Origin of the sequence: uncultured Aquimarina sp. (assembly GCF_947492965.1) — a bacterium.
Lineage (GTDB): Bacteria > Bacteroidota > Bacteroidia > Flavobacteriales > Flavobacteriaceae > Aquimarina.
Genome location: NZ_CANLOZ010000004.1, coordinates 201027 through 221349 on the forward strand (window position 1 = coordinate 201027; position 20323 = coordinate 221349).

General features: G+C 32.7%; 20 protein-coding genes. 2 read left to right on the forward strand and 18 right to left on the reverse strand.

The window, feature by feature from the left end; genetic code table 11:
- Positions 1-129: 129 nt before the first annotated feature.
- From Q1B37_RS12080 to Q1B37_RS12130, 11 genes are all read right to left on the reverse strand, one after another.
- On the reverse strand, positions 130-759 hold the full coding sequence (locus Q1B37_RS12080; RefSeq protein WP_299898939.1) for an NAD(P)H-dependent oxidoreductase: 630 nt from the start codon (positions 757-759) through the stop codon (positions 130-132).
- Positions 760-770: 11 nt separating this feature from the next.
- Positions 771-1484, reverse strand: coding sequence for a pirin family protein (locus Q1B37_RS12085; RefSeq protein WP_299898941.1), 714 nt, complete (start codon positions 1482-1484; stop codon positions 771-773).
- Positions 1485-1579: 95 nt separating this feature from the next.
- On the reverse strand, positions 1580-2446 hold the full coding sequence (locus tag Q1B37_RS12090) for an AraC family transcriptional regulator (RefSeq protein WP_299606775.1): 867 nt from the start codon (positions 2444-2446) through the stop codon (positions 1580-1582).
- Between the two features lie 208 nt (positions 2447-2654).
- The gene (locus tag Q1B37_RS12095; RefSeq protein WP_299606777.1) at positions 2655-2816 is read right to left on the reverse strand and encodes a hypothetical protein; all 162 of its coding nucleotides are present in this window, start codon (positions 2814-2816) and stop codon (positions 2655-2657) included.
- Between the two features lie 38 nt (positions 2817-2854).
- Complete coding sequence (locus Q1B37_RS12100) at positions 2855-3001, reverse strand: hypothetical protein (protein WP_299606779.1); 147 nt, start codon at positions 2999-3001, stop codon at positions 2855-2857.
- A gap of 626 nt (positions 3002-3627) precedes the next feature.
- Positions 3628-4260, reverse strand: coding sequence for a hypothetical protein (locus Q1B37_RS12105; protein WP_299898943.1), 633 nt, complete (start codon positions 4258-4260; stop codon positions 3628-3630).
- Positions 4261-4362: 102 nt separating this feature from the next.
- Positions 4363-7227: a pitrilysin family protein gene (locus Q1B37_RS12110; protein WP_299898945.1), complete on the reverse strand. Its 2865-nt coding sequence runs from the start codon at positions 7225-7227 to the stop codon at positions 4363-4365.
- 11 nt (positions 7228-7238) lie between these two features.
- The gene (locus tag Q1B37_RS12115; protein ID WP_299898946.1) at positions 7239-7958 is read right to left on the reverse strand and encodes a hypothetical protein; all 720 of its coding nucleotides are present in this window, start codon (positions 7956-7958) and stop codon (positions 7239-7241) included.
- Positions 7959-7966: 8 nt separating this feature from the next.
- A complete protein-coding gene (locus Q1B37_RS12120; protein WP_299898947.1) occupies positions 7967-8617 on the reverse strand; it encodes a DinB family protein in 651 nt (216 codons plus the stop codon).
- Between the two features lie 39 nt (positions 8618-8656).
- Positions 8657-10825, reverse strand: coding sequence for a M3 family metallopeptidase (locus Q1B37_RS12125; RefSeq protein ID WP_299898948.1), 2169 nt, complete (start codon positions 10823-10825; stop codon positions 8657-8659).
- 30 nt (positions 10826-10855) lie between these two features.
- Positions 10856-13336: a M14 family metallopeptidase gene (locus Q1B37_RS12130; RefSeq protein WP_299898949.1), complete on the reverse strand. Its 2481-nt coding sequence runs from the start codon at positions 13334-13336 to the stop codon at positions 10856-10858.
- Between the two features lie 214 nt (positions 13337-13550).
- Between Q1B37_RS12130 and bshC the strand changes: the two genes are divergently transcribed.
- A complete protein-coding gene (bshC, locus tag Q1B37_RS12135) occupies positions 13551-15146 on the forward strand; it encodes a bacillithiol biosynthesis cysteine-adding enzyme BshC (RefSeq protein WP_299898951.1) in 1596 nt (531 codons plus the stop codon).
- 16 nt (positions 15147-15162) lie between these two features.
- Here the strand turns inward: bshC and Q1B37_RS12140 are convergent, their stop codons facing one another.
- From Q1B37_RS12140 to nfsB, 6 genes are all read right to left on the reverse strand, one after another.
- Positions 15163-16086, reverse strand: coding sequence for an LLM class oxidoreductase (locus tag Q1B37_RS12140; RefSeq protein ID WP_299898953.1), 924 nt, complete (start codon positions 16084-16086; stop codon positions 15163-15165).
- A gap of 4 nt (positions 16087-16090) precedes the next feature.
- A complete protein-coding gene (locus Q1B37_RS12145) occupies positions 16091-16885 on the reverse strand; it encodes an SDR family NAD(P)-dependent oxidoreductase (protein ID WP_299898955.1) in 795 nt (264 codons plus the stop codon).
- A gap of 58 nt (positions 16886-16943) precedes the next feature.
- Positions 16944-17753 (reverse strand): DUF4437 domain-containing protein, encoded by an 810-nt coding sequence (locus tag Q1B37_RS12150; RefSeq protein ID WP_299898956.1) that lies wholly within the window; start codon positions 17751-17753, stop codon positions 16944-16946.
- A 334-nt stretch (positions 17754-18087) separates the two neighbouring features.
- Positions 18088-18384 (reverse strand): putative quinol monooxygenase, encoded by a 297-nt coding sequence (locus Q1B37_RS12155; RefSeq protein WP_299898958.1) that lies wholly within the window; start codon positions 18382-18384, stop codon positions 18088-18090.
- Between the two features lie 26 nt (positions 18385-18410).
- Complete coding sequence (locus Q1B37_RS12160; protein WP_299606800.1) at positions 18411-18713, reverse strand: DUF1330 domain-containing protein; 303 nt, start codon at positions 18711-18713, stop codon at positions 18411-18413.
- Between the two features lie 16 nt (positions 18714-18729).
- Positions 18730-19392, reverse strand: coding sequence for an oxygen-insensitive NAD(P)H nitroreductase (gene nfsB, locus Q1B37_RS12165; RefSeq protein ID WP_299898960.1), 663 nt, complete (start codon positions 19390-19392; stop codon positions 18730-18732).
- Between the two features lie 105 nt (positions 19393-19497).
- Here nfsB and Q1B37_RS12170 point away from each other — a divergent pair, with 105 nt between their 5' ends.
- A complete protein-coding gene (locus tag Q1B37_RS12170) occupies positions 19498-19833 on the forward strand; it encodes a helix-turn-helix domain-containing protein (protein ID WP_299607231.1) in 336 nt (111 codons plus the stop codon).
- 10 nt (positions 19834-19843) lie between these two features.
- Here the strand turns inward: Q1B37_RS12170 and Q1B37_RS12175 are convergent, their stop codons facing one another.
- Complete coding sequence (locus tag Q1B37_RS12175) at positions 19844-20275, reverse strand: GNAT family N-acetyltransferase (protein ID WP_299898962.1); 432 nt, start codon at positions 20273-20275, stop codon at positions 19844-19846.
- Positions 20276-20323 lie beyond the last annotated feature (48 nt).

The window sequence follows — 20323 nt, forward strand, 5'->3', positions numbered from 1 at the left end:
TCCATGTTGAATTTATCATTTGCTTAAAATAGCTTAGCTAAGAATAGAACCCCTTTGTCTCACAAACAAAAACGAGGCTTACAACTAAGTGTAAACCTCGTTTTGAATTAATTTATAATCATCATAAGATTATATAGTTTCGAATAGTTCTTGTATTGGTTTTCGAACTTTCTTACTATGTTGAGTCATATCTTCTTCAGAACGATATCCTATGGTGGCAATTACGGCAGCAGATAACCCTTTCTCCGATAGATTTAGAATGCTATCATATCCTTCTGGACTAAAACCTTCCATAGGACAAGCGTCAATTTTTAACTCTGCACATGCTGCTAGCAGATTTCCAAGACCTATATAAGTTTGCTTAGCTGTCCAAGCTTTCATTATCTCATCAGGTAATTCGGTGATTTTCGATTTCATAAAGTCTCCATAACCTTTTAGATCCTCGAGATTTAAATTCTGGATGTCTGCTTTTAACTTTAAATAATCATCGATTACTTGGTTATCTACATTTGTATAATTACAAAAAACAATAAGTTGAGAAGCGTCTACAATTTGTGATTGCCCCCAAGATTCTGGTTGTAATTTTTTTCGAATTTCTGGATCTTCAATGATCAATACCTTATAAGCTTGTAGTCCGTAGGAGGAGGCAGCTAAAGAAATTGCTTTTTTGATATTTTCTAAGTCTGATTTTGAAACTTTTTTTTCGGGATCAAACTTTCTGGTGGCATATCGCCATTCTAGATTTTGTATTAGTTGCATAACTTTATAATTTAGTGTGTGATTGGCACTTCCATTACTAATATTTTAGAAGCACTTTTAGATTCAATTTTAATTTCATTTGTATCCCATATACCTAATCCATCTCTTTGTTCTAACTCCTGTTTTTCTACGGTAATATTACCTTCAAGAACAAAAATATAAACTCCATTTTTGTTATTTTTCAATGTGTAATTTTCGATATGCTGTTCTTTAAATTGACCAATATGGAACCAAGCATTTTGATGTATCCATACACCATCATCATCATCGTTAGGAGACAAAATTTGGTATAAATTGTCTTTTAAATCCTCATCATTTAGGGTAATTTGGTCGTATCTCGGAGTTACATTTCTTTGGTTAGGGGTAATCCAAATTTGTAAAAATTTCACTTCTTTATCGGAGTTCTTATTGTACTCACTATGAAATACTCCTGTTCCGGCACTCATGACTTGTATGTCTCCTTTTTTGATAACGGTAGTATTTCCCATGCTGTCTTTATGCTCTAAAGCTCCTTCTAAAGGAATAGATATGATCTCCATATTATCGTGTGGATGTTTTCCAAACCCCATTCCGGCAGATACAATATCATCATTAAGAACTCTTAAAGCTCCAAAGTTCATCCTTTCTGGATTGTAGTAGTTTCCAAAACTAAAAGAATGATGAGAGTTTAACCATCCTAAATTAGCTGTTCCTCTTGTTTCTGATTTATGCATGATCGTTTTCATAATATATCCTTTCATTTTATATTCTATACAAATTTCATCTTTTAAGGATGTAGTTAGAATATGAGAATACGTAAGAACCTTGTAAAAATCCGATCTTATCTATTCTTCCTAAAAGTTGTAGGAGAATGACCTGTGCACTTTTTAAAGAAATTACTAAAATTAGCGGGTTCGGTGAATCCCAATCCATAACCGATTTCCTTTGCGGAGTTTTCTGAAAAAGTCAAAAGCCGTTTTGCCTCAATAATAATTCTAGATTGTAAATATTCTTTGGCGGTTTTTCCGATTAGTGATTTTATAGTTCTGTTAAGATGATCTGGAGTTACGTGTAATGCTTCTGCGTATTGCTGTACTTTATGCCACGAAGCAAACTGTTTTTCTACTAATTCTTTATACGATGTTAAAATTAGTGATCCTGTTTGTAATTGCTGTGGGTCTTTTGGATGGGTACTACAAATATTGTTGCTATAGATTAAGAATAACTTTATCCATGCACCGATTGCAGCTAACCTAAATTTAGACTCAGAATTAAAGGTTTCAAAAATTTCTTGAGTATACCGGTTTAACTGTTCAAATTGGATTTTATTTAATGAAAGGGGCGGAGTGTATCCATAATCCTGGAATAAATTAATGTCTTCTATGAATCGATAATCAATATTATTTTTTATCATGAATTGCCTCGAAAAAGTAATCACCCAGCCAAATGATTTTTCAAGCTCAATCATTTGATGAACTTGTCCCGGACTCAAGAAAAATGCTTGATTATTTTCTAACAAAAATTCATTAAAATCAATAACATGGGTTCCTTTTGCTTTAAAAACTAATAGGATAATATAAAAATCATGTCTGTGGGGAGCATCAACTAAACCATTTTTATGATCATAAATATCCTCCATTTTCTTTATGTCAAAGGTTATTTGATCATTTTGGGTGTCGTTTAGCTGGTATGTTTTAATTGAATTCAATTTTTCATATAGAAATTGCTGTTTAATATACAGGTTTTACTTTTCTTTTTGTTTAGGTTTATGTGTTATTTAAGATAATTATTCTTTCTAAGAATTCTTTTATTTGATATCTATAAAATAAAAAAGGGAAAGCTATAATGCTTTCCCTGTCGAAGTAATTGTACTTCTATATTTTGGTTAATTCTATTGTAAAAGAGAACCTTATTTATTATTGGTTTCCAACAGTAATTTCTTCTCCGTCTTGCTCTCCGTCAGTTGTTTCTTCTGTGTCAGTTGTAGTATCTTCGTTAAATACTGCGTCTTCGAATGATTCGTTTTCACAAGCAACAAAAATTGAAGCTAATACTAATAAAAATGCGATTTTTTTCATGTCTGTTTTGTTTAAATTTATTTTGAGGATATTTTATTTTAGTTTCCTAAACCGTATGTATTGTCTTCATGAACATCGATGATCTCGACATCTTCATCTTCAGATACTTCTATTTCAGTATCTACATTGAATACTTCGTCTTCTACGGATGAGCTTTCACATGATGTTATTGCTAAAGCTATCATAACTAGAAATGGGAATTTTTTAATCATTTTAATAAAAGTTTTTTATGTTTTGTGATATGTTGTTATCTGCTTTTTTAAAAACCGGGGCAAATGTATTCAAAAATCTAATCCGAAATCATAAAATTATCTTAACAGCCCTTTATTCATGGGGATTTCGGTAAAATTCCAGTGTCTAGTTTCTAATAAAAATGAATATAATTTTAAAATTCATCATCAGTTTGAAACGAAATGGTGAATTATGTTCAGTTTTTTGATGTTTCTATTAAGAATCAGGTAAAAATGAAAAATCCCTGTAATTAACAATTTGATAATATAGAACCCTTAAAATACGTTAATTTTGAATAATTATTATTAAAATAGGTTAATAGGTGATAATTGTTTAAAATATATGAATTTTTCCAGAACTCTACTTAGATAATTTATTCCCTTATTATCGAGTCGTTAATTAAGAGTTTGATAAAATACTTTAATAGTAGATAGGAATAGTGGATTTTATATCTTATTCATTCATGAAAACGTCAATCATTAAACTTTTTTACCTAAAAATTGACTTTTAGCACATTGATTTGACCAGGTAGAAAGAGTAATATTAACTTAAGAATCAGATTGAAGTTTTATTTTAACGCTTACATGGCCTTTTCTAAAATAATAATCATTTCGTCTGCAATACCTGCATTAAATGGATGAATACTAGATTTTAATAAACTTAAGGTATCGTAGTAGCCACCATAAACTTTCATCTTAGCGTTTACATTAGCGCCTTTGTTTATTAAAAAGTCAGTAATCATCGGGAGGTTTTTTGGTGCTTTCTGCCTCCACATTTCTACACCGTTACTAGCGGTATAGTGTAGCAAAGTTGCCTGATGTCCATAATTAGATCTTTTAGATATTATATGTGGATGAGCATGTATTGTGCGCTTTAAAGCATCAAAATCTCCATTGATGAGTTGGTTTACTGCTTTTTCAAAAACTACATCGTAACGGATATTTGATTGTGAAACTGTTTTCCAGTTTTGAAAACCATATTCATTAGCAATGGTTGATCTACAATCATCAATGGTGTAATTGATTGTTTTTAATTCTTCTATTGATATGCCTAAATATTTAGGATGATAATTGTTTACTTCTTTATAAATAATATTTTCCTGAGCTATAATACCTTCTAACATTCGTTCTGCCATTTTGGACAAATGCCTTTTGATCAGTGAATATTTATTGAATTCTAAAAGAAGCGTACCATAAAAAGATTCAATATTCATTATTTATATAATTATACTATAGTTATCTCATTAAGATATTTTATTTAAGCTCTTACTGTACTATCTGATTTTGTTGGTACTTTACCTTTTTTGGTTATTATCTTAATCTTTTACTTTTTTATTTTTTTCATTCAACAGTATAGGCGTTCCATATCCAAGTTCTTCTAATTTCTTTAGCTGTGTTTTTGCATCACCAACAACTAAGTATATCATTTTATTAGGATCAAGATATTGATTAGCTAATGACTTAATCTGATCTACTGTCATCTCATTTACGATAGATTCTCGTTTAGTTATATAGTCTTTAGCATATCCTAAAGTACTTATATTAGTAAGCATATTTAATTTGGCACCTAGGGTTTCGAATGCTCTTGCATTACTTTTTATAAGTGAGCTTTTTGTTATTTCCAGATCATTTTCGTTGTAATCTTTACCATAGTTTTCTAAAATCTCTTTTACCAAACTACTAGATTCATAGGTAACATTAGAACGTACACCACTAGAAATTGAAAAAGATCCGGGAATTGTAGTTCCAGAAAATCTAGATCCTATTCCATAGGTATACCCTTTTCCTTCTCTTAATTGTTGTGTAAGTTGAGACGCGAATCCACCGCCACCAAGTCGGTAGTTCATAATTGTAGCAGGATAAAAATCTTTATCTGTGGCAGCCATTGCCGGATATCCAAAACGTATCATGGATTGTTTAGCTCCTGGCACATCATAAAAGTAAACGCGAGACCTTTCTGGAGCAGTTGGAGTATTTAGCTCTGGAAATACCACTTCTTTAACATCCCAGTTTTTATTCAATTCTGATAACGAAGCGCTTACTTGATCTTTAGAAATATCTCCCGCTAGATGAATTTTTGTAACCGATGGAGAAATATTGGAATTGTAATAACTTTTTAGATCTTCTACTGTAATTTCTTTTATGGTCTTTTCTGATCCTAAATTATTATAGGAGAGAATATGATCTTTACCATAGATTAGTTTCGCAAATTCATTAGTAGCGATACTTCTCGGACTTGCTTTTTGCTGTTGCAATTGGCTGCTGATGTCTTGTTTTATGAGTTCAAATTCTTTTTCATCCCATCTAGGTTCGAGAATAATCTCTTGAACTAATTTTATGGTTTTATCGTAGTTTTTAGATAAAGTACTACCACTAATACTAATATTTTGATCAGTAGCATACATATTTATTATCGCTCCAAGACTTTCTATTTCATTTTCTAATTGTTCAGTGGTTTTGTTTTTAGTTCCTTTCATCATTAATCGAGCAAGCATGTTCGAAATACCTACTTTATCTGCTTGTTCTAGTAGTAAACCACCTTTAATATCTATTCTAAACTGAACCAAAGGAACTTCATCGTTTTGAATTCCATATACTTTGAGTCCAGAGGTCAAATTATCTTCCCAAACTTCAGGAATTGTTACTTTAGGTGTTTCTCCATAAGGTGGTTCCTGAGATCGATCAAAACTAGACGGAGTCTTTTCGTAAGTAGCTGCTATGCTAGGATCAAAATTTTCTTCTGCTCCTTCTACTATTTTTTCTTCCACTATTTCTGCAACTGTAGAGTTTGTAAGAATTAGATCAGTTTGTCCAATAGGAACAAAACTTGTTGCTACAAAGTGTTTTCCTTTTATATATTGGTTATATACTCGCATTACATCATCCGTAGTAACAGCAAGTATGTTTTTTACATCCTGATTTATAAATCCAGGATCTCCTGCAAAAATTTCATATTGTGCTAGTTGAAACCCTTTTCCTAACACACTAGATAAACCATTGTAAAAGTTGGTCTCTTGTCCAGCTTTAATTCGATCTAAATCTTTCTGTGAGATTCCTTCTGCTTCAAATTTTGTGAAAGCTTCTTGTACAGCCTTGTCGATATCATTTAAGTTTACTTTTTCGAACCCTCGGATTTGTAATCTAAATTCACCAGCCAATTCCGAACCAAAATGAAACATAGTGACATTCGGAGCCAACTGCTTGTTATCGATTATTATCTCATTAAAAGGTGCTTTCTTTCCTTCGGATAAATAGCTTGATAACACTTGTAATGCATAAGAATCTGGATGATATTGATGCACTGCAGGCCAGGTCATTGTTAATTGAGGAAGTCTAGCAAAATTATCCTCGTAATATAGTTTTTTAGTTTCTGAAAGCGTTACAGGTTGTTTTTTTAAGGGAGTAATGTCTTCTCCACGTTTAATCTCATCAAAATATTTGTGAACCCATTCTTTTGCTTGGGCTGTATCAAAATCTCCAGCTATAGTAAGGGTTACATTATTAGGGACATACCACTTGTTATAGAAGTCTTTCACATCTTGTAAAGTTGCATTTTGAAGATCTTCTAACGAACCAATTACTTGCCAGTTATATGGATGCCCTTTTGGGAAAAGGTTTTTACCTATAACATAGGAAACATGTCCGTAAGGACGATTGTCAATGCTTTGTCGTTTTTCATTTTTTACAACTTGTTTTTCTTTGGCTAGCACAGGATCAGTAACGGTATTAATAAAGAACCCTAATTTATCTGCTTCTGCCCAGATCATTTTTTCTAGCGCATCTTTCGGAACTGTTTGGAAATAATTTGTTCTGTCCCTACTGGTAGATCCATTAGCTCCAGAACCTCCAATTCTTGCACTCATTTTGTCCAATCCTCCTTTTCCAAGGTTTTCTGATTCTAGAAATAACAAGTGTTCAAACAAGTGTGCGAAACCTGTTCTTCCTTCTATTTCTCTAGCTGAACCAACGTGTGCTGTTAACGCTACTGCAACTACGGGATCAGAACGATCAACATGAAAGATAACCTGTAATCCATTATCCAAAGTGAATTTCTCGAAATCTACTTTAAATTCTTTTGTTTCTTTAGCAACCTTATCTTCGGTAACAGGAGTGTCTTTTTTGCAAGAAACGATAAGGGTAGTACATATAAAAACCCATAATAAAGATTTAGTTGTTTTCATAATTGATGAATTTACGCTTGTTTATTTTTTTTTGGAGTTGAATCATTTAAAATAATAAGCTTTTGCCATATTTTTCTACTCAATCCAGTCGTTAAAATTTCTATTTCATTTGCAGCATGTACTACTGTTTCTTCTGGAAGACTCTGTGAGTACAAAGCTGCTACTTTTCCTACTAATGCTGTCGCTTCTGAGCAATAGTCTAAATACCTCTGTAGCTCAAACCTTGTTAAAGTCCTTTTTGGAGAATTTTCAGTAGATGTATTATTACTATCAGTTAGGTTAGGATCTTTAGTGAGTTGATGCATATCGATAACATGAGCAATTCCTCTTAATTCATTGAGTGCTTTTAATGCTCTTTTGGTTTTTAACTTAGATTCTAAGGAAATAAGAAAGAAAATTGCCGCTCCTATCAAAATAATATCATTAAATATAGCTTCAGATAAGGAAACAATATTACCTAAAGTTGTATTTTCAATTTCCCAATTAATATAGGTAACACTATATACCAATCCACCTAATCCTACAAGAATAACCAGATATGCAAAAATTCTTAAGGATATATTTGGTTTAGAGATCCATTCTATATTCTGTTTACTATCTAGTGCTACGTGTAAAAAGTTGCGGCATACTTTTTCTAAACCTGAATTAGGAAATCTATCATGAATACGTTTTTCTAATAATGAAATCGTATTGATTATTTTTTCAGGTTGTAATTGCACATTTTTTTCCATTTATTTAATTAGGTAGGAAGCCTTTTTATAATAAACTTTATCTGTCCTCTATGATTAGATTCATGTTCACATACATGAAACCATTTTGCATAATTATTAGTTGGTTGATTACTAAAAAAAGGTTCGGATTTCATGATCCATGTATCATCTCTTTTTGCAAATTCTTTTTTGGTGACCTCTCTTATTTCTTTAAGCGTTTGGAGATAATAATTAATAGGATTTCCTTTAATTATTTCTCTTCCTTTTTTGCCTAAACCACTTGCGATATCCCATTCTTTTTTAATGTCCTCATCCCATTTACCCCAAGGAATTTCATCAAAAGTATTAAGTTGATAGTATCTTTCTGTAGCTGCTAGATGTAATAACATAGCACCAATAGAATTAGATTGTTCATCTATTTGAAAATCTAATTGTTCTATGGTAAGATCTTTTACGGTTCTGATAACCCAAGCTCTCATCATGGTCATAGTAGATAATAGAGTGCCAATCTGAGGAGAGTACCCTTTCTGAGGACCAACTAAGTAGATGTTATCCGTGGTGTCTGGAAGAACTGCTTCATTTGTAAAACTCATCAATGGAGTAGTAGCAATACCTGCTGCCAATATTGATGATCCTTTAATGAACTTTCTTCTAGTTGTAATCTTTGATTCTTTCATCATCTTTCAGTTTTTTATGAGTCTCAATTAAAAATACTAATTTTAATTTCCGCTGACTGGAAATCCACGATCCCTCATTAACGCTTCTATGTTAGCTTCTCTACCACGAAATAGCTTATAAGCTTCTGCAGGATCCATAGCGTTACGAGGAGCAAAAAGATATTTTACCAGTTTAGCTGCCAGATCTTTATCATAAAAGCCATCAGGAGCTTCTGCAAATGCCTCAGCGGCATCGGCTGTGAGAACATCTGCCCACATATATCCATAATAGGCTGTAGCATATCCTTCTCCAGAAAATACATGTCCAAAATGAGGAGTACGATGACGCATTACCAGCTCTTTAGGCATTTTTAGTTCGGATAAAGTCTCTTTTTCGAACGCATCTACATCAATATTAGTTGGGTCAGCTAAGTGAAATTTCATATCCATCAAAGCGGAAGCTAGATATTCGGTGGTGGCAAAACCTTGATTAAAGGTAGCTGCTTTTTTAACTTTTTCAACCAGTTCTTTTGGCATAGGTTCGCCGGTCTTAAAGTGCACTAAATATGTATTGATAACTTTATCTGTAGCTAACCAACGCTCTAATAATTGTGATTGAAATTCTGTGTAATCACGTACACCACCGTTTAATGTAGGATATCTCACTTCAGAAGAGAAAAAGTGTAGCGCATGACCGAACTCATGAAAAAATGTTTCTGCATCGTCCCAAGAAACTAAGACAGGTTCTCCAGGAGCAGGTTTAACAAAATTAGAGTTATTAGAGGCTAAAACAGTTTTTTTACCATCAAAGGTAGTATGACTTCTATAAGTTGTAGCCCAAGCTCCAGAACGTTTTCCTGTTCTTGCAAAAGGATCTAAATACCACAGACCAATATGCTCTCCAGAGGATTTATCGTTTACCTCCCAAACATGTACATCTTCATGGAAAACAGGAACGCTTCCTTCAGCAACTGGAGTGAACTTGTAATTGAATAATTCTCCTGCCACAAAGAACATCGCTTCCCTGAGTTTGTCTAATTGTAGATATTGTTTTACTTCATCAGAATCAAGATCATATTTTTGCTTTCTTACTTTTTCTGCATAATATCTATAGTCCCAAGGTTCTATGGTAATATCATCTTTATTGTTATTAGCAATGGCTTGCATGTCTGATACTTCTTCTTTTACGCGTGCAATGGCAGCCGGCCATACCTCGTTCATTAGCTTCATTGCATTTTCGGGGTTTTTTGCCATACGGTTTTGTAATCTCCAATCTGCATAGTTATCATACCCTAACAATCCAACACGCTCTTTTCGAAGCTGTAATATTTTTGCAATATTATTATTGTTATCTTTTTCATCTCCATTATCACCGCGAGAATAATAATTCTTCCAAACCTGCTCTCGTAACTTTCTTTCTGTAGAATATTTTAGAAAAGGATCCATTGAAGATCTAGTATTCGTAACCGCATACAAGTTTTGTTTCCCTCTATCGTTAGCAGCTTTTTCATAAGCTTTAATTAAAGGATCTGATAATCCCCCTAATTGATCTTTGGATAAGTAAGTTACATACCCTTCTTCGTCTGCTAAAATGTTATTAGAAAAGTTGGTGTATAACTCCGATAATTCTTTGTTAATAGCAGCGTACCTTTTCTTTTTTTCTTCATCCAATTCAGCTCCATTCATAGCAAATTGCTCATAAATTAATTGTACTACTCTTTGTTGATCGTCTTCTAATGGTTCCTTTTGTGAATTATCGTATACTGATTTTATTCGTTGGAATAATATCTTGTTTTGTGAGATTTTAGATCGAAAATCTGATAATTTTGGAGCCATTTCCTTCTGAATTTCTCTAAATTCAGGAGAGGATAGATTACTACTTAAAATACCATAGTAAGTAAAAACTCTATTAAGTTCTTTGCCAGACTTTTCGAATGGTACGATTGTATTCTCAAAAGTTGGACTTTCTTGGTTTGCAGTAATAGCATCAATATCTGACAGATTTAGTTTTATTCCTTTTTCTAAAGCTGGTTTGATATCTGAAATTTTCATTTTGTCAAAGGCGGGAACTCCTCCATAAGGTCCTGTCCATTCTTTTAATAAAGTATTTTCTGTATCAGTAGTTTCAGGTTGTAAATTTTCCACACTTTCTTTCTTTTTATTACAACTAGTTGTTATGATCAGGGAACAGATCAATAACTTAAATATTTTTGAGATGTGTTGAGCATTCATAAATTGAATATATTGAGTAAGTCGTTTATGCTAAATTCTAAACTTATTATTGTTGGTTAGGAATATAGCATTTACAAAAAATAGTTTTCCATTTTGCCAAAAGGATCTAAACAAAGGATTGTCTACTAAATAAACAATACTTCCGCTTCCCATTCTAGCCTCTCCAAAAACTAATGAATTTTTAAGTCCTTTTAATGCATCTTTTCCAGAAAACCCAGAAACACTTGTAGGCTCTTGCATATAGGCAACATTATATCCGTTTTGGAGAAATTTATAAGAACTACTTCCTAATTTAAGACTGAAATAAGTGTCGCTATATCCAAATGCTAATGGGTGCGATGGATCAACTTTGGTTTTATAGATACTTCCTGTTATAAAGTTTTTTACGCTTTCTCGCTCACGTTTATCATAAGGAATTAGATTTCCTAAAGAATCTTTTTTCTTTTCTTTTGGTTTATTGTGCTTAAGATCAAATCCGTCTTTATTGGCAAAAGCACTCACTGCATTGGCAATTGCAATTACTTTTCCTCCACTTCTAATCCAACTTTTTAGTTTGTTTAGAGCGCTTTGATCTAAATAACCACCGTAATAACCATTAGGTAGTATTAGCACATCATATTTGCTTAAATCTACTCTTTTAAAATAATCAGTATCAATAGAGGTAATGGGATATTGAAGCTGTTTTTCAAAGAAATGCCAAATCTCACCATAACTTAATGATGAGGTGTAATTTCCTTTTAATACAGCTATACGTTGATTGTTAATTAGTTTTACATCTGGTGATCCAAAGTCTACTCCATTATTAGCAAAGCTGGTTGCTGCAGCGTGTAACTTTCTATTATGTTTGCTAGCAATATTAATCACCGTTTTGTCATAATCTTTTGTTTTACGATTATCACTTTTAGTAATGATAAGACTTCCTTTTTTAAATTGTACACCATTATTAGTGAAATCTTTCTCACTGAATCTAACTTTTATCTTATTTCTTAATAGTTCTGCTAGGAAAGCAGCATCGTCCATACTATTCCATTTAGAAATATATCCAGCACCAGAGGTATTAGCAGTATTATTAGCCTTAACAGAAGATTTTGTTGCATTTGCTGGTATTAATGAAGTAGAAGCGATAGCTTCTAAACCATAAGCATGCGGGATGCTCCAAGCGGTAATATCATAAGTAAGAGGATCATTTAACTTTGCATCTGGCTCAAATAATACTTTTACCATTTTACCTTTTGGTTGATCCGTACTTACGACCAAAGCACCTTTTGCATCTATACTACCTTGTTTATTTTCCCTAAAATTAAAACCAGATATTTTTGCACTATTTGTATACCCATATTTGATCTCATGTTTGTCCAATAACTCAGTTAAAGCATTGATCTTATCGGCAGTTCCATTCAATACATAACTTTTATATTTAAGTGCGGCATTATTAAAGAATTTTTTAAATTCAGTGTTTAATTTCTCCGCATTTTTGGAAGATATTTCTACCGTAGATAATCCAGTAGTAGTATGATGTAGTGCACGATCTTTTAAAGTAAGAACATATCCTTCATCGGTTTGGATCCCTAAACCGGCACGACCGTGCCCAGCTTGCTCGTAAGTCATTCCTATTGCTCCCATAAAAGTAGGATAGGTATCACCATAACTAGGATATAATAGGTCAAAACGTTCTCTTGTAAAAAACAACCAACCTTCTGCATCAAAATACTTTGCATGATTTTTTCCTATCTGAGTCTGGAAATCACGCTGCCATGGAGTTATGATCTCATGGAACGGTTCTGCTGCTGGAGCAAAATAATAAGGTTCATTAATTCCTTGTTCATGGAAATCTACATGAACATGAGGCATCCATTTGTTATAAGCAGTTAGTCTACTGTAAGATTCTACCTGTGTAGCCCATGCCCAATCTCTATTCAAATCAAAAAGATAGTGATTTGGTCTTCCGCCTGGCCAAGGTTCATTATGTTCAGTAGCATTTTGATCCGTATTATATGGTGTTGCTTTTACTTGATTGTACCAATTAGCATATCGATCTCTACCATCTGGATTTACACAAGGATCTATAATAACCACTGTATTTTGTAGCCAATCTTTTTTTGTGGTTATTAATTCATAAATAGTTGTCATAGCAGCTTCTGTGCTTGAAGCTTCATTTCCATGTACATTATAACTCAACCAAACTATCGCAACTTTTGGCGTACTATTACCACTAACAATTCCAGTATTTTTAAGATGGTCTAATCTTATGTTTTCTATGTTTGATTGATTCTCTTTGCTAGTTACGATAGCATAGGTTAGAGGTCTTCTCTCATTAGTCTTTCCATACTTATGATAAGTAACCAAATCAGAGTTGTCAGCAACATGCTTGAAATAATTAATAACCTTTGCATGACGTGTAAATTGACTTCCAATTTCATAACCAAGAAATTGCGCTGGCGATTGAAGTGTATTTTGAGCATATGCCCAAGAAGAAACAATAAATAGTAGTGTGAAGAGTGTTTTTTTCATTGATGAGTTTTTAATTTTGGTAAAATACCGCCTTAAATTTAGGATATATATTGTATTAACTAAAATTTAGTATTTAAGATATCCTTATTCTTAATATTTCTGTTTTCAAAAGTAATGTGTTCTGGTAAATTCTGCTTTTACTATTAAAAAAAATATAAAATAATCCATGCAATAACAATCTCTTGTATATTTATCGATCAAAAAAGAACACCCTATGCCAAGTGACTGTATTCCGTTTAGAAAAACAAATTACTTTTCTTCATTTATTTGTGATTACTTAGACGAAAAAGCCGAGCTAAAAGATTTTTATCATAGATTTCCTAAATTAGAAAGTTTCGAGGCGCAGATTTTAGAAAAACAACAGTCATTTTCTGATCAAAATCGTTCTGTTTTACAACAATCTTTAATTGCTCAATATGAAGACTTTAAAGTGTCTGCGAGTACTAAAGAGAATTTAGATAAGCTATCTAATAACAATACATTTACAGTTACTACTGGGCATCAATTAAACCTGTTTACAGGTCCTTTATATTTCTTATATAAAATAGTTTCTACAATTAATCTATCAATTACTTTAAAAGAAAGATATCCTAATTATGATTTTGTGCCTGTATATTGGATGGCCACTGAAGATCATGATTTTGACGAGATTAATTATTTTAATTTCAAAGGAAAAAAGATTCAATGGAATCGACCAGACGGAGGAGCTGTTGGAGTTTTTGAAACTGAAGGTTTGGATAAAGTTTTTGAAATATTTTCGGCCGAATTAGGATCTGGCCGGAATGCAGAAAAGTTGAGGTCTTTATTTCAGGAAGCATATTTAAATCATCATAATTTGGCGGATGCAACTAGATATTTGGCAAATGAATTATTTGGAGAATATGGATTAGTTATTGTAGATGGAGATGATAAAGAATTGAAACGATTGTTTATTCCTTTTGTGCAAAAAGAACTAGAAGAACAAGTTTCTTACAAAAATGTTTTACCAAAAGCTGAAAAGTTAGCTGCAAAAGGATATAAAATACAGGTAAACCCACGCGAAATTAATTTGTTTTACCTCTCTGAAGGTATTCGAGAAAGAGTTATTGAAAAGGAAGGGAGTTATTATGTAAATGATACTGATATCGTTTGGAGTAAGAACGAAATATTACAAAAGCTTCAGGATACTCCAGAACAGTTTAGTCCCAACGTGATGATGCGACCACTGTATCAAGAAGTTATTTTACCAAACCTTTGTTATATCGGTGGTGGAGGAGAACTAGCATATTGGTTAGAGCTCAAGGATTATTTTGATAATGTTCAGATTCCATTCCCGATGTTATTGTTGCGTAATTCTGTATTAATGCAAACAGCAAAACAATCTGCGAAAATTGAAAAATTAGCTGTAACCACCACAGAATTATTTTTAAAACAACATGAGCTTATTAATAGAAAAGTACGACAAATATCTAATATAGATATCAATTTTGATCCGCAACGTAATCATTTAAAAGAGCAGTTTAAAGCAATGTATGAGTTAGCCGAGCAAACGGATGTTACCTTCAAGAATGCGGTAAAAGCGCAAGAAGTGAAACAACTTAAGGGATTAGATATGTTAGAAAAGAGATTGCTAAAAGCTCAGCGATTAAAGCTAAAAGATCATGTAGGTAGATTAACTAATATTCAAAATGAATTATTTCCTAACCAGAGTTTGCAAGAACGTACTACAAATTTTTCTGAAATGTATTTAGAATATGGAGAGGAACTAATTCCAATGTTATTGAAATATTTAGATCCTTTAAAAGGAGAGTTTGCAGTGATAACAAATTAGGTTGCTTATCATCTTCTTATTTAAAATGGGGAACTACAATTTCTCCTAGCTCTTCTATTACATCACTCGCAGGTCTGGACCCGTATTTTAGATTAATAATTACATGATTAACTCCAGAGGATTCTAAAGTTTTTAGATGTTCTATAGCGTAAGATATTCCTGATTGGAATCCCAAATGAATTCCCTTTGGAGTTGCTTCAGGATCTTCTAATAAATCAATGTATAGAGATTGCATATAAGGTTTCCAAGGTTGTTCGTTTTTTTCTAAAGCGTTTAACCAATCAGACATAGTACGTTGTAAGAAAGCAAAATCTCTTGGGTAATATAACCAGCCATCTGCATTTTTTGCAATCCAATCTAGAGACTGTCCAGAATGACCAGTTACTAGCATTGGAGTCGTATACTCTGATTTTGGAAGTAAGTCAATTCTGCCATCCATTATACCATAATATCTAGATTGATGTGCTGGAAAATCATTTTGTAATGCTTTTATATATTGAAAACTATCACGAAACAGTTCGCTCTTTTCATGTAGTTTATAGTTGAATGCTGGATATTCTATAGGACGATCTCCTGATGCGGCACCAATAATAATTCTTCCTTTAGATAGGTGTTGTAAACTTTGGATGGATTTTGCTGTATGAATTGGATGTCGCAAGGGAAGAATTATACTTCCTGTAGCGAGCATAATATCTTTAGTTTGATTCATCATGTGAGTCATATAGATCCAAGGATCATATAATTGTCCTGCATCACCAAAAGAAGGATCATGAAATGGAACATCACGGAACCATAGCGCTTTAAAACCAAGTTCTTCAGCTCTTTTTGCAAGTTTTTCTTGGTTTTCCATTTTTGCTATTGCTCCCTGATACGATTCTAGTGGAAATACGAGTCCTAAACTTAACTTATTTTTGGAAGCTATTTTTTGTAATGACTTCATATTTCTATGATAAAATTGAATTGGTAATTGCTATTAATTCTCTGATTTTATTGGAGTCATATGCATCAGGATGCGCTTGCGAGAAAATACCTTTATCATTATCAAAATATTTACCAGAACTATTGCTGTGCTCATCAGAAATAGCTAGACTACATAAGATATTTACACCTTTTTCTGGAGGAGCCCAATGGGTTCCATATGCTTCCTGAACCATACGAGTATTAAGTAATGAACCTGGATTTACCGCAATGATATTAATATCGCTATGTTCCTCGGCAAGATAGAAACTCCACATAGTCAATGCAAGCTTGCTTTCTGCATAAGCTTCTTGTTCCGATAATGCTATAGAACTGGATAGCGCTTCAAGTTGAACGGATGATTGCGCGGCAGAACTAAGATTGATGATTCTTGGCGAAGTACCTTTTTGTAAAAGAGGAATTAGTTTTTTTGTAAGGAGAAAAGGAGCAAGGTAATTTACTACAAATCTAATGTCTATGCCATTTTCATTATGTGATATTTTACTTTTAAAAATCCCAGCATTATTTATCAATACATCAATATGTGATACTTCTTTCTCAATTTCAAGCACCATTTTTTCTACACTATCCAAATCGGAAAGATCTGCTAAAAACCCATTTGTATTTTTATTACCTGTACTTTCTTGAATTTCTAGAATTGTATTTTCTAGTTTTTGTTTGTTTCTGCCATGTACAAAAACGCTATGTCCTTGTTTGGCTAGTTCGATAGCTGTTAATTTTCCAATTCCGTCTGTACTACCTGTGATAAATATGGTTTTCATAAGAATGATTTATTTTGAAATTTGCTTTGCAAGACCTTCTTTGTGTTTTACATATATGTTAGACTCCTATAACTTTAATACTTCCATTCGTTTTTATATAAAGAAGTGCCTCTTGGTTGTTTTTATTGTTAACAGTATGAATGGCTTTATCTGTTGATCCAAAGTAACTTCCAGTGTCTAAAACTTTTGTTTCATTACTGCCAGGCATTACGTAATTCAGTTCTCCCTTAATAAGTACCGAATGCAAAACAGAACCATTACTTTCTATTTGTCCATTAAAGTTTTCGGGTAGTTTTATAAAAATACCTCTCATATGATCTTCGGATTTACGATCCCATAAAAAGCTGATTTTTGCATTACTAGAAGAAGATATCCAGTCAGATTGATGATGATCTAACCAAACTATATTCGTAATGTCAATATTTACAGGCCGTTCACCACTTTCAAAGGCTTCTTCTATTGGTTTTACAAGGTAAGGTCCCTTATCAATTTCTACCAAAGCGATATTCTCAGTTCCTTTTGCAGAAGTAATATGAGCTTCTCCTTTGGGTTGTGTCCAAAAACTACCAGGTTTCATCCACATATTTTCTGCCTTAGGGTCGTCGTTATGGATACTCCCTTTAATAACTACTGCTTTATACGTAGCGTTATGAATATGCGGAGGAGAAGAAAAACCATCTACGAATTTAGCAAGAAATCCAGTAGGTACTTCCTCTTTTCGATCGCCCCAAATAGTTCCTGCCTGTGGACTTTTATCACCACGAGCTGGATTTAACTTTTCCCAGACAATTTCTGAACTTAAAAGAACTTTATTAGTATGTTTGGTAATATTCTTAGGCTTTGATTCAATCTTTGTAGTCTCCTCCATGGAATTATTTTCCTGCTTACAGGATACCGATAATAATATTATTGAGGAAATAAAAAATAAAATTGATTTCTTATGAAACTTCCGAAAAAAGAAATGTGAATAGATCATTTTAATATGAATTTAAATTATTATTTCTTGGAAAAAGCTATGAGTTTACTAGATGAAAAAAAGAAGTTTAAAAAAACCTTGTTTTTATGAGTATAAAACACATACCTTCTATTTCTTAAAGATAAAACCAGGTACTTTTTTATCAGTGTGGTTATGTAAAAAACATTAACTCTATTGCTTTTATCAAGCTTGTTTTCAGGAAAATACTTCTTAAGTATAGCATGTATTATCTAATTAAAGTCATTTCATGTAGGGTAAAGTCTTCTACCGCTCCATCAGTGGCTTCCATATATGAAGCTAGATGAGAATTATTCATATGTTGCTGCCATAATTCTCTGTTTTCCCAGTTCTCATAAAACAGAAATAAGTTTTCATTTTCATTATCCTGATGTAAGTCGTAGTTGATACAACCTTTTTCTGCTCGGGTAATATCTATAAGTTTTAGTAATTCAGTTTTTACTAAATCTCTTTTCTCTTCCTTTGCAAGAATTTTTGCAACAATGGTAAGTTTTTGTGTTGTCATCTTTTTTTATTTAAATCTTTTTTATACTAAGCTAAATCATCTTTTGCTTCTATAAGAAAATGATGGCTTATAGCACCAGATGTTCTGGCTTCTAGATGAGGAGCATACTCAGGATCCTTCATAAAGTTAGTAGCTGCTTCTTTAGAAGGCCATTCTAAAATGATCCTAAGTGCTGCATTTTGTGCTTGTCCCTCTATTTGTTCGTGGGAAGTTGTTCTTGCTAAATATTTTCCACCATGTTTTTTTACAATATCTCCAGACACGGAAACATAATCAGAAACCCATTCATTATTGGTTGGTGTTACATCTAATACAGAATAATATGCCATGATTTTATTTTTTATGTTAGTTTAATAGGGTGATGATTTCCTCTTCTGGTAATCTAGATTTTGGAGTTTTGTTCGGAATGTTAAAGTCTGACTCATCGCGATAACCTAAAGCTACCACTGCTACAGAAGTAAACCCTTTTTTACGTAAATCGAATTCTTCGTCCAATGCTTTTAGGTCTACACCTTCCATAGGAAGAGCATCTATACCTAGCGTTGCTGCTCCAAGTAAAAAATTACCGATATTTAGATATACTTGTTTTTCTAGCCAATGCTGAAAATCTTTCACATCGTAGCGATGAATATCAGCAAAAATATTTCTAGCGTTGTATACATTTTGTTTAATCTCATCATTCGGAAATCGTTTATCTTGATCTTCTTGCTTCAATAGGTGCTGCATATATTCTTCATCAGCACTAGTTTTAGAACAAAATAGAACAACGTGGGAAGCCTTTAAGATTTTTGGTTCATTAAAATGAAAAAAGCCTTGTGCTCCTTTAGCAATTCTACTTTTTCCTTCTTCCGTATTGGCAATTACAAAATGCCAAGGTTGAATATTGGTACTAGATGGACTATATCTTAGTAGCGCTTTTAATTGTTCAAAATTATCATCAGAAATTTTTTTGTTTGGGTCAAAACTCTTAGTTGAGTACCTCCAATTAAGTATTTTCTTTATATCCATTTTATTACTATAAAAATTATAGTAGCAAAACTAACTATAGTTTAATACCTTTGCAATAACGGTCAAAAATGATAGTATAAGAAAATGAAAGAATCTGCACCAAAAATGTTAAAATTTAAGGGTAAAGAGTATCCTTGTTGTGCCAGCTTAACTATGGGGATCATAGGAGGAAAGTGGAAAACAGTAATATTGTTTCATTTGCTCGATGGTACGCTTAGATATAGTGAGTTACGAAAGGAGATGCCAACAGTTACGGAGCGTACTTTAAGTCTTCAGTTAAAAGCACTAGAAGAAGACGGGTTAATTCATAGAAAAGTATATACTTCTAAACCTCCATTGAAGGTAGAATATTCCTTAACAGATTTTGGTAAAACTTTAACACCATTAATTCAATCGATAGCTAATTGGGGAGATTTCGTTTTAGAAAATTATGCTGATTAGAAACTTTTATCTAAGAACTTAGATCTTTTGAGAAATATATTCGTCTGTGTCCTTCGGGAAAGTTATTAATTTCTCCTATTGGCTGGTACCCATTTTTTAGGTAAAAACCTTCTGCTTGGAAGTCAAAAGTGTCCACCATAGCGGTTTTTACACCTTTTGTTTTAGCGAGATGTTCTACATGGCCTAGTAAACGAGATCCAATTCCATTTTTTCTATAAGATTCTTTTACCCACAGTATCTTAATTTCTAATCCGTTCCAGTATCCAATACCTCCTAAAATTCCACCTATTTCTTCTCCGTCTGATTTTGTAGCTACAAACTCCAAAGGAGTCCACATCTCTGAAAGAGCAGCTACTTTGCTAAGGTTATAAGAATTAAGTCCATCAACTATGGTTTTTATATTTTCTTTATTACAGGGGTTGATGGTAAATTCTGGTATCATTTGCTTTTTTCTAAGAAATCGTGCGCAATGTAATAAGTTTTAATAGAT

Bases quoted from the DNA above. Each gene is read 5' to 3' on its own strand.
- Q1B37_RS12115 (WP_299898946.1), bottom strand. From the start codon at position 7,958: ATGGAAAAAAATGTGCAATTACAACCTGAAAAAATAATCAATACGATT.
- Q1B37_RS12100 (WP_299606779.1), bottom strand. From the start codon at position 3,001: ATGATAGCTTTAGCAATAACATCATGTGAAAGCTCATCCGTAGAAGAC.
- bshC (WP_299898951.1), top strand. From the start codon at position 13,551: ATGCCAAGTGACTGTATTCCGTTTAGAAAAACAAATTACTTTTCTTCA.
- Q1B37_RS12085 (WP_299898941.1), bottom strand. From the start codon at position 1,484: ATGAAAACGATCATGCATAAATCAGAAACAAGAGGAACAGCTAATTTA.
- Q1B37_RS12145 (WP_299898955.1), bottom strand. From the start codon at position 16,885: ATGAAAACCATATTTATCACAGGTAGTACAGACGGAATTGGAAAATTA.
- Q1B37_RS12110 (WP_299898945.1), bottom strand. From the start codon at position 7,227: ATGAAAACAACTAAATCTTTATTATGGGTTTTTATATGTACTACCCTT.
- Q1B37_RS12150 (WP_299898956.1), bottom strand. From the start codon at position 17,753: ATGGAGGAGACTACAAAGATTGAATCAAAGCCTAAGAATATTACCAAA.
- Q1B37_RS12130 (WP_299898949.1), bottom strand. From the start codon at position 13,336: ATGAAAAAAACACTCTTCACACTACTATTTATTGTTTCTTCTTGGGCA.
- Q1B37_RS12125 (WP_299898948.1), bottom strand. From the start codon at position 10,825: ATGAATGCTCAACACATCTCAAAAATATTTAAGTTATTGATCTGTTCC.
- Q1B37_RS12095 (WP_299606777.1), bottom strand. From the start codon at position 2,816: ATGAAAAAAATCGCATTTTTATTAGTATTAGCTTCAATTTTTGTTGCT.
- Q1B37_RS12120 (WP_299898947.1), bottom strand. From the start codon at position 8,617: ATGATGAAAGAATCAAAGATTACAACTAGAAGAAAGTTCATTAAAGGA.
- Q1B37_RS12160 (WP_299606800.1), bottom strand. From the start codon at position 18,713: ATGGCATATTATTCTGTATTAGATGTAACACCAACCAATAATGAATGG.
- Q1B37_RS12140 (WP_299898953.1), bottom strand. From the start codon at position 16,086: ATGAAGTCATTACAAAAAATAGCTTCCAAAAATAAGTTAAGTTTAGGA.
- Q1B37_RS12175 (WP_299898962.1), bottom strand. From the start codon at position 20,275: ATGATACCAGAATTTACCATCAACCCCTGTAATAAAGAAAATATAAAA.
- nfsB (WP_299898960.1), bottom strand. From the start codon at position 19,392: ATGGATATAAAGAAAATACTTAATTGGAGGTACTCAACTAAGAGTTTT.
- Q1B37_RS12105 (WP_299898943.1), bottom strand. From the start codon at position 4,260: ATGAATATTGAATCTTTTTATGGTACGCTTCTTTTAGAATTCAATAAA.
- Q1B37_RS12155 (WP_299898958.1), bottom strand. From the start codon at position 18,384: ATGACAACACAAAAACTTACCATTGTTGCAAAAATTCTTGCAAAGGAA.
- Q1B37_RS12080 (WP_299898939.1), bottom strand. From the start codon at position 759: ATGCAACTAATACAAAATCTAGAATGGCGATATGCCACCAGAAAGTTT.
- Q1B37_RS12170 (WP_299607231.1), top strand. From the start codon at position 19,498: ATGTTAAAATTTAAGGGTAAAGAGTATCCTTGTTGTGCCAGCTTAACT.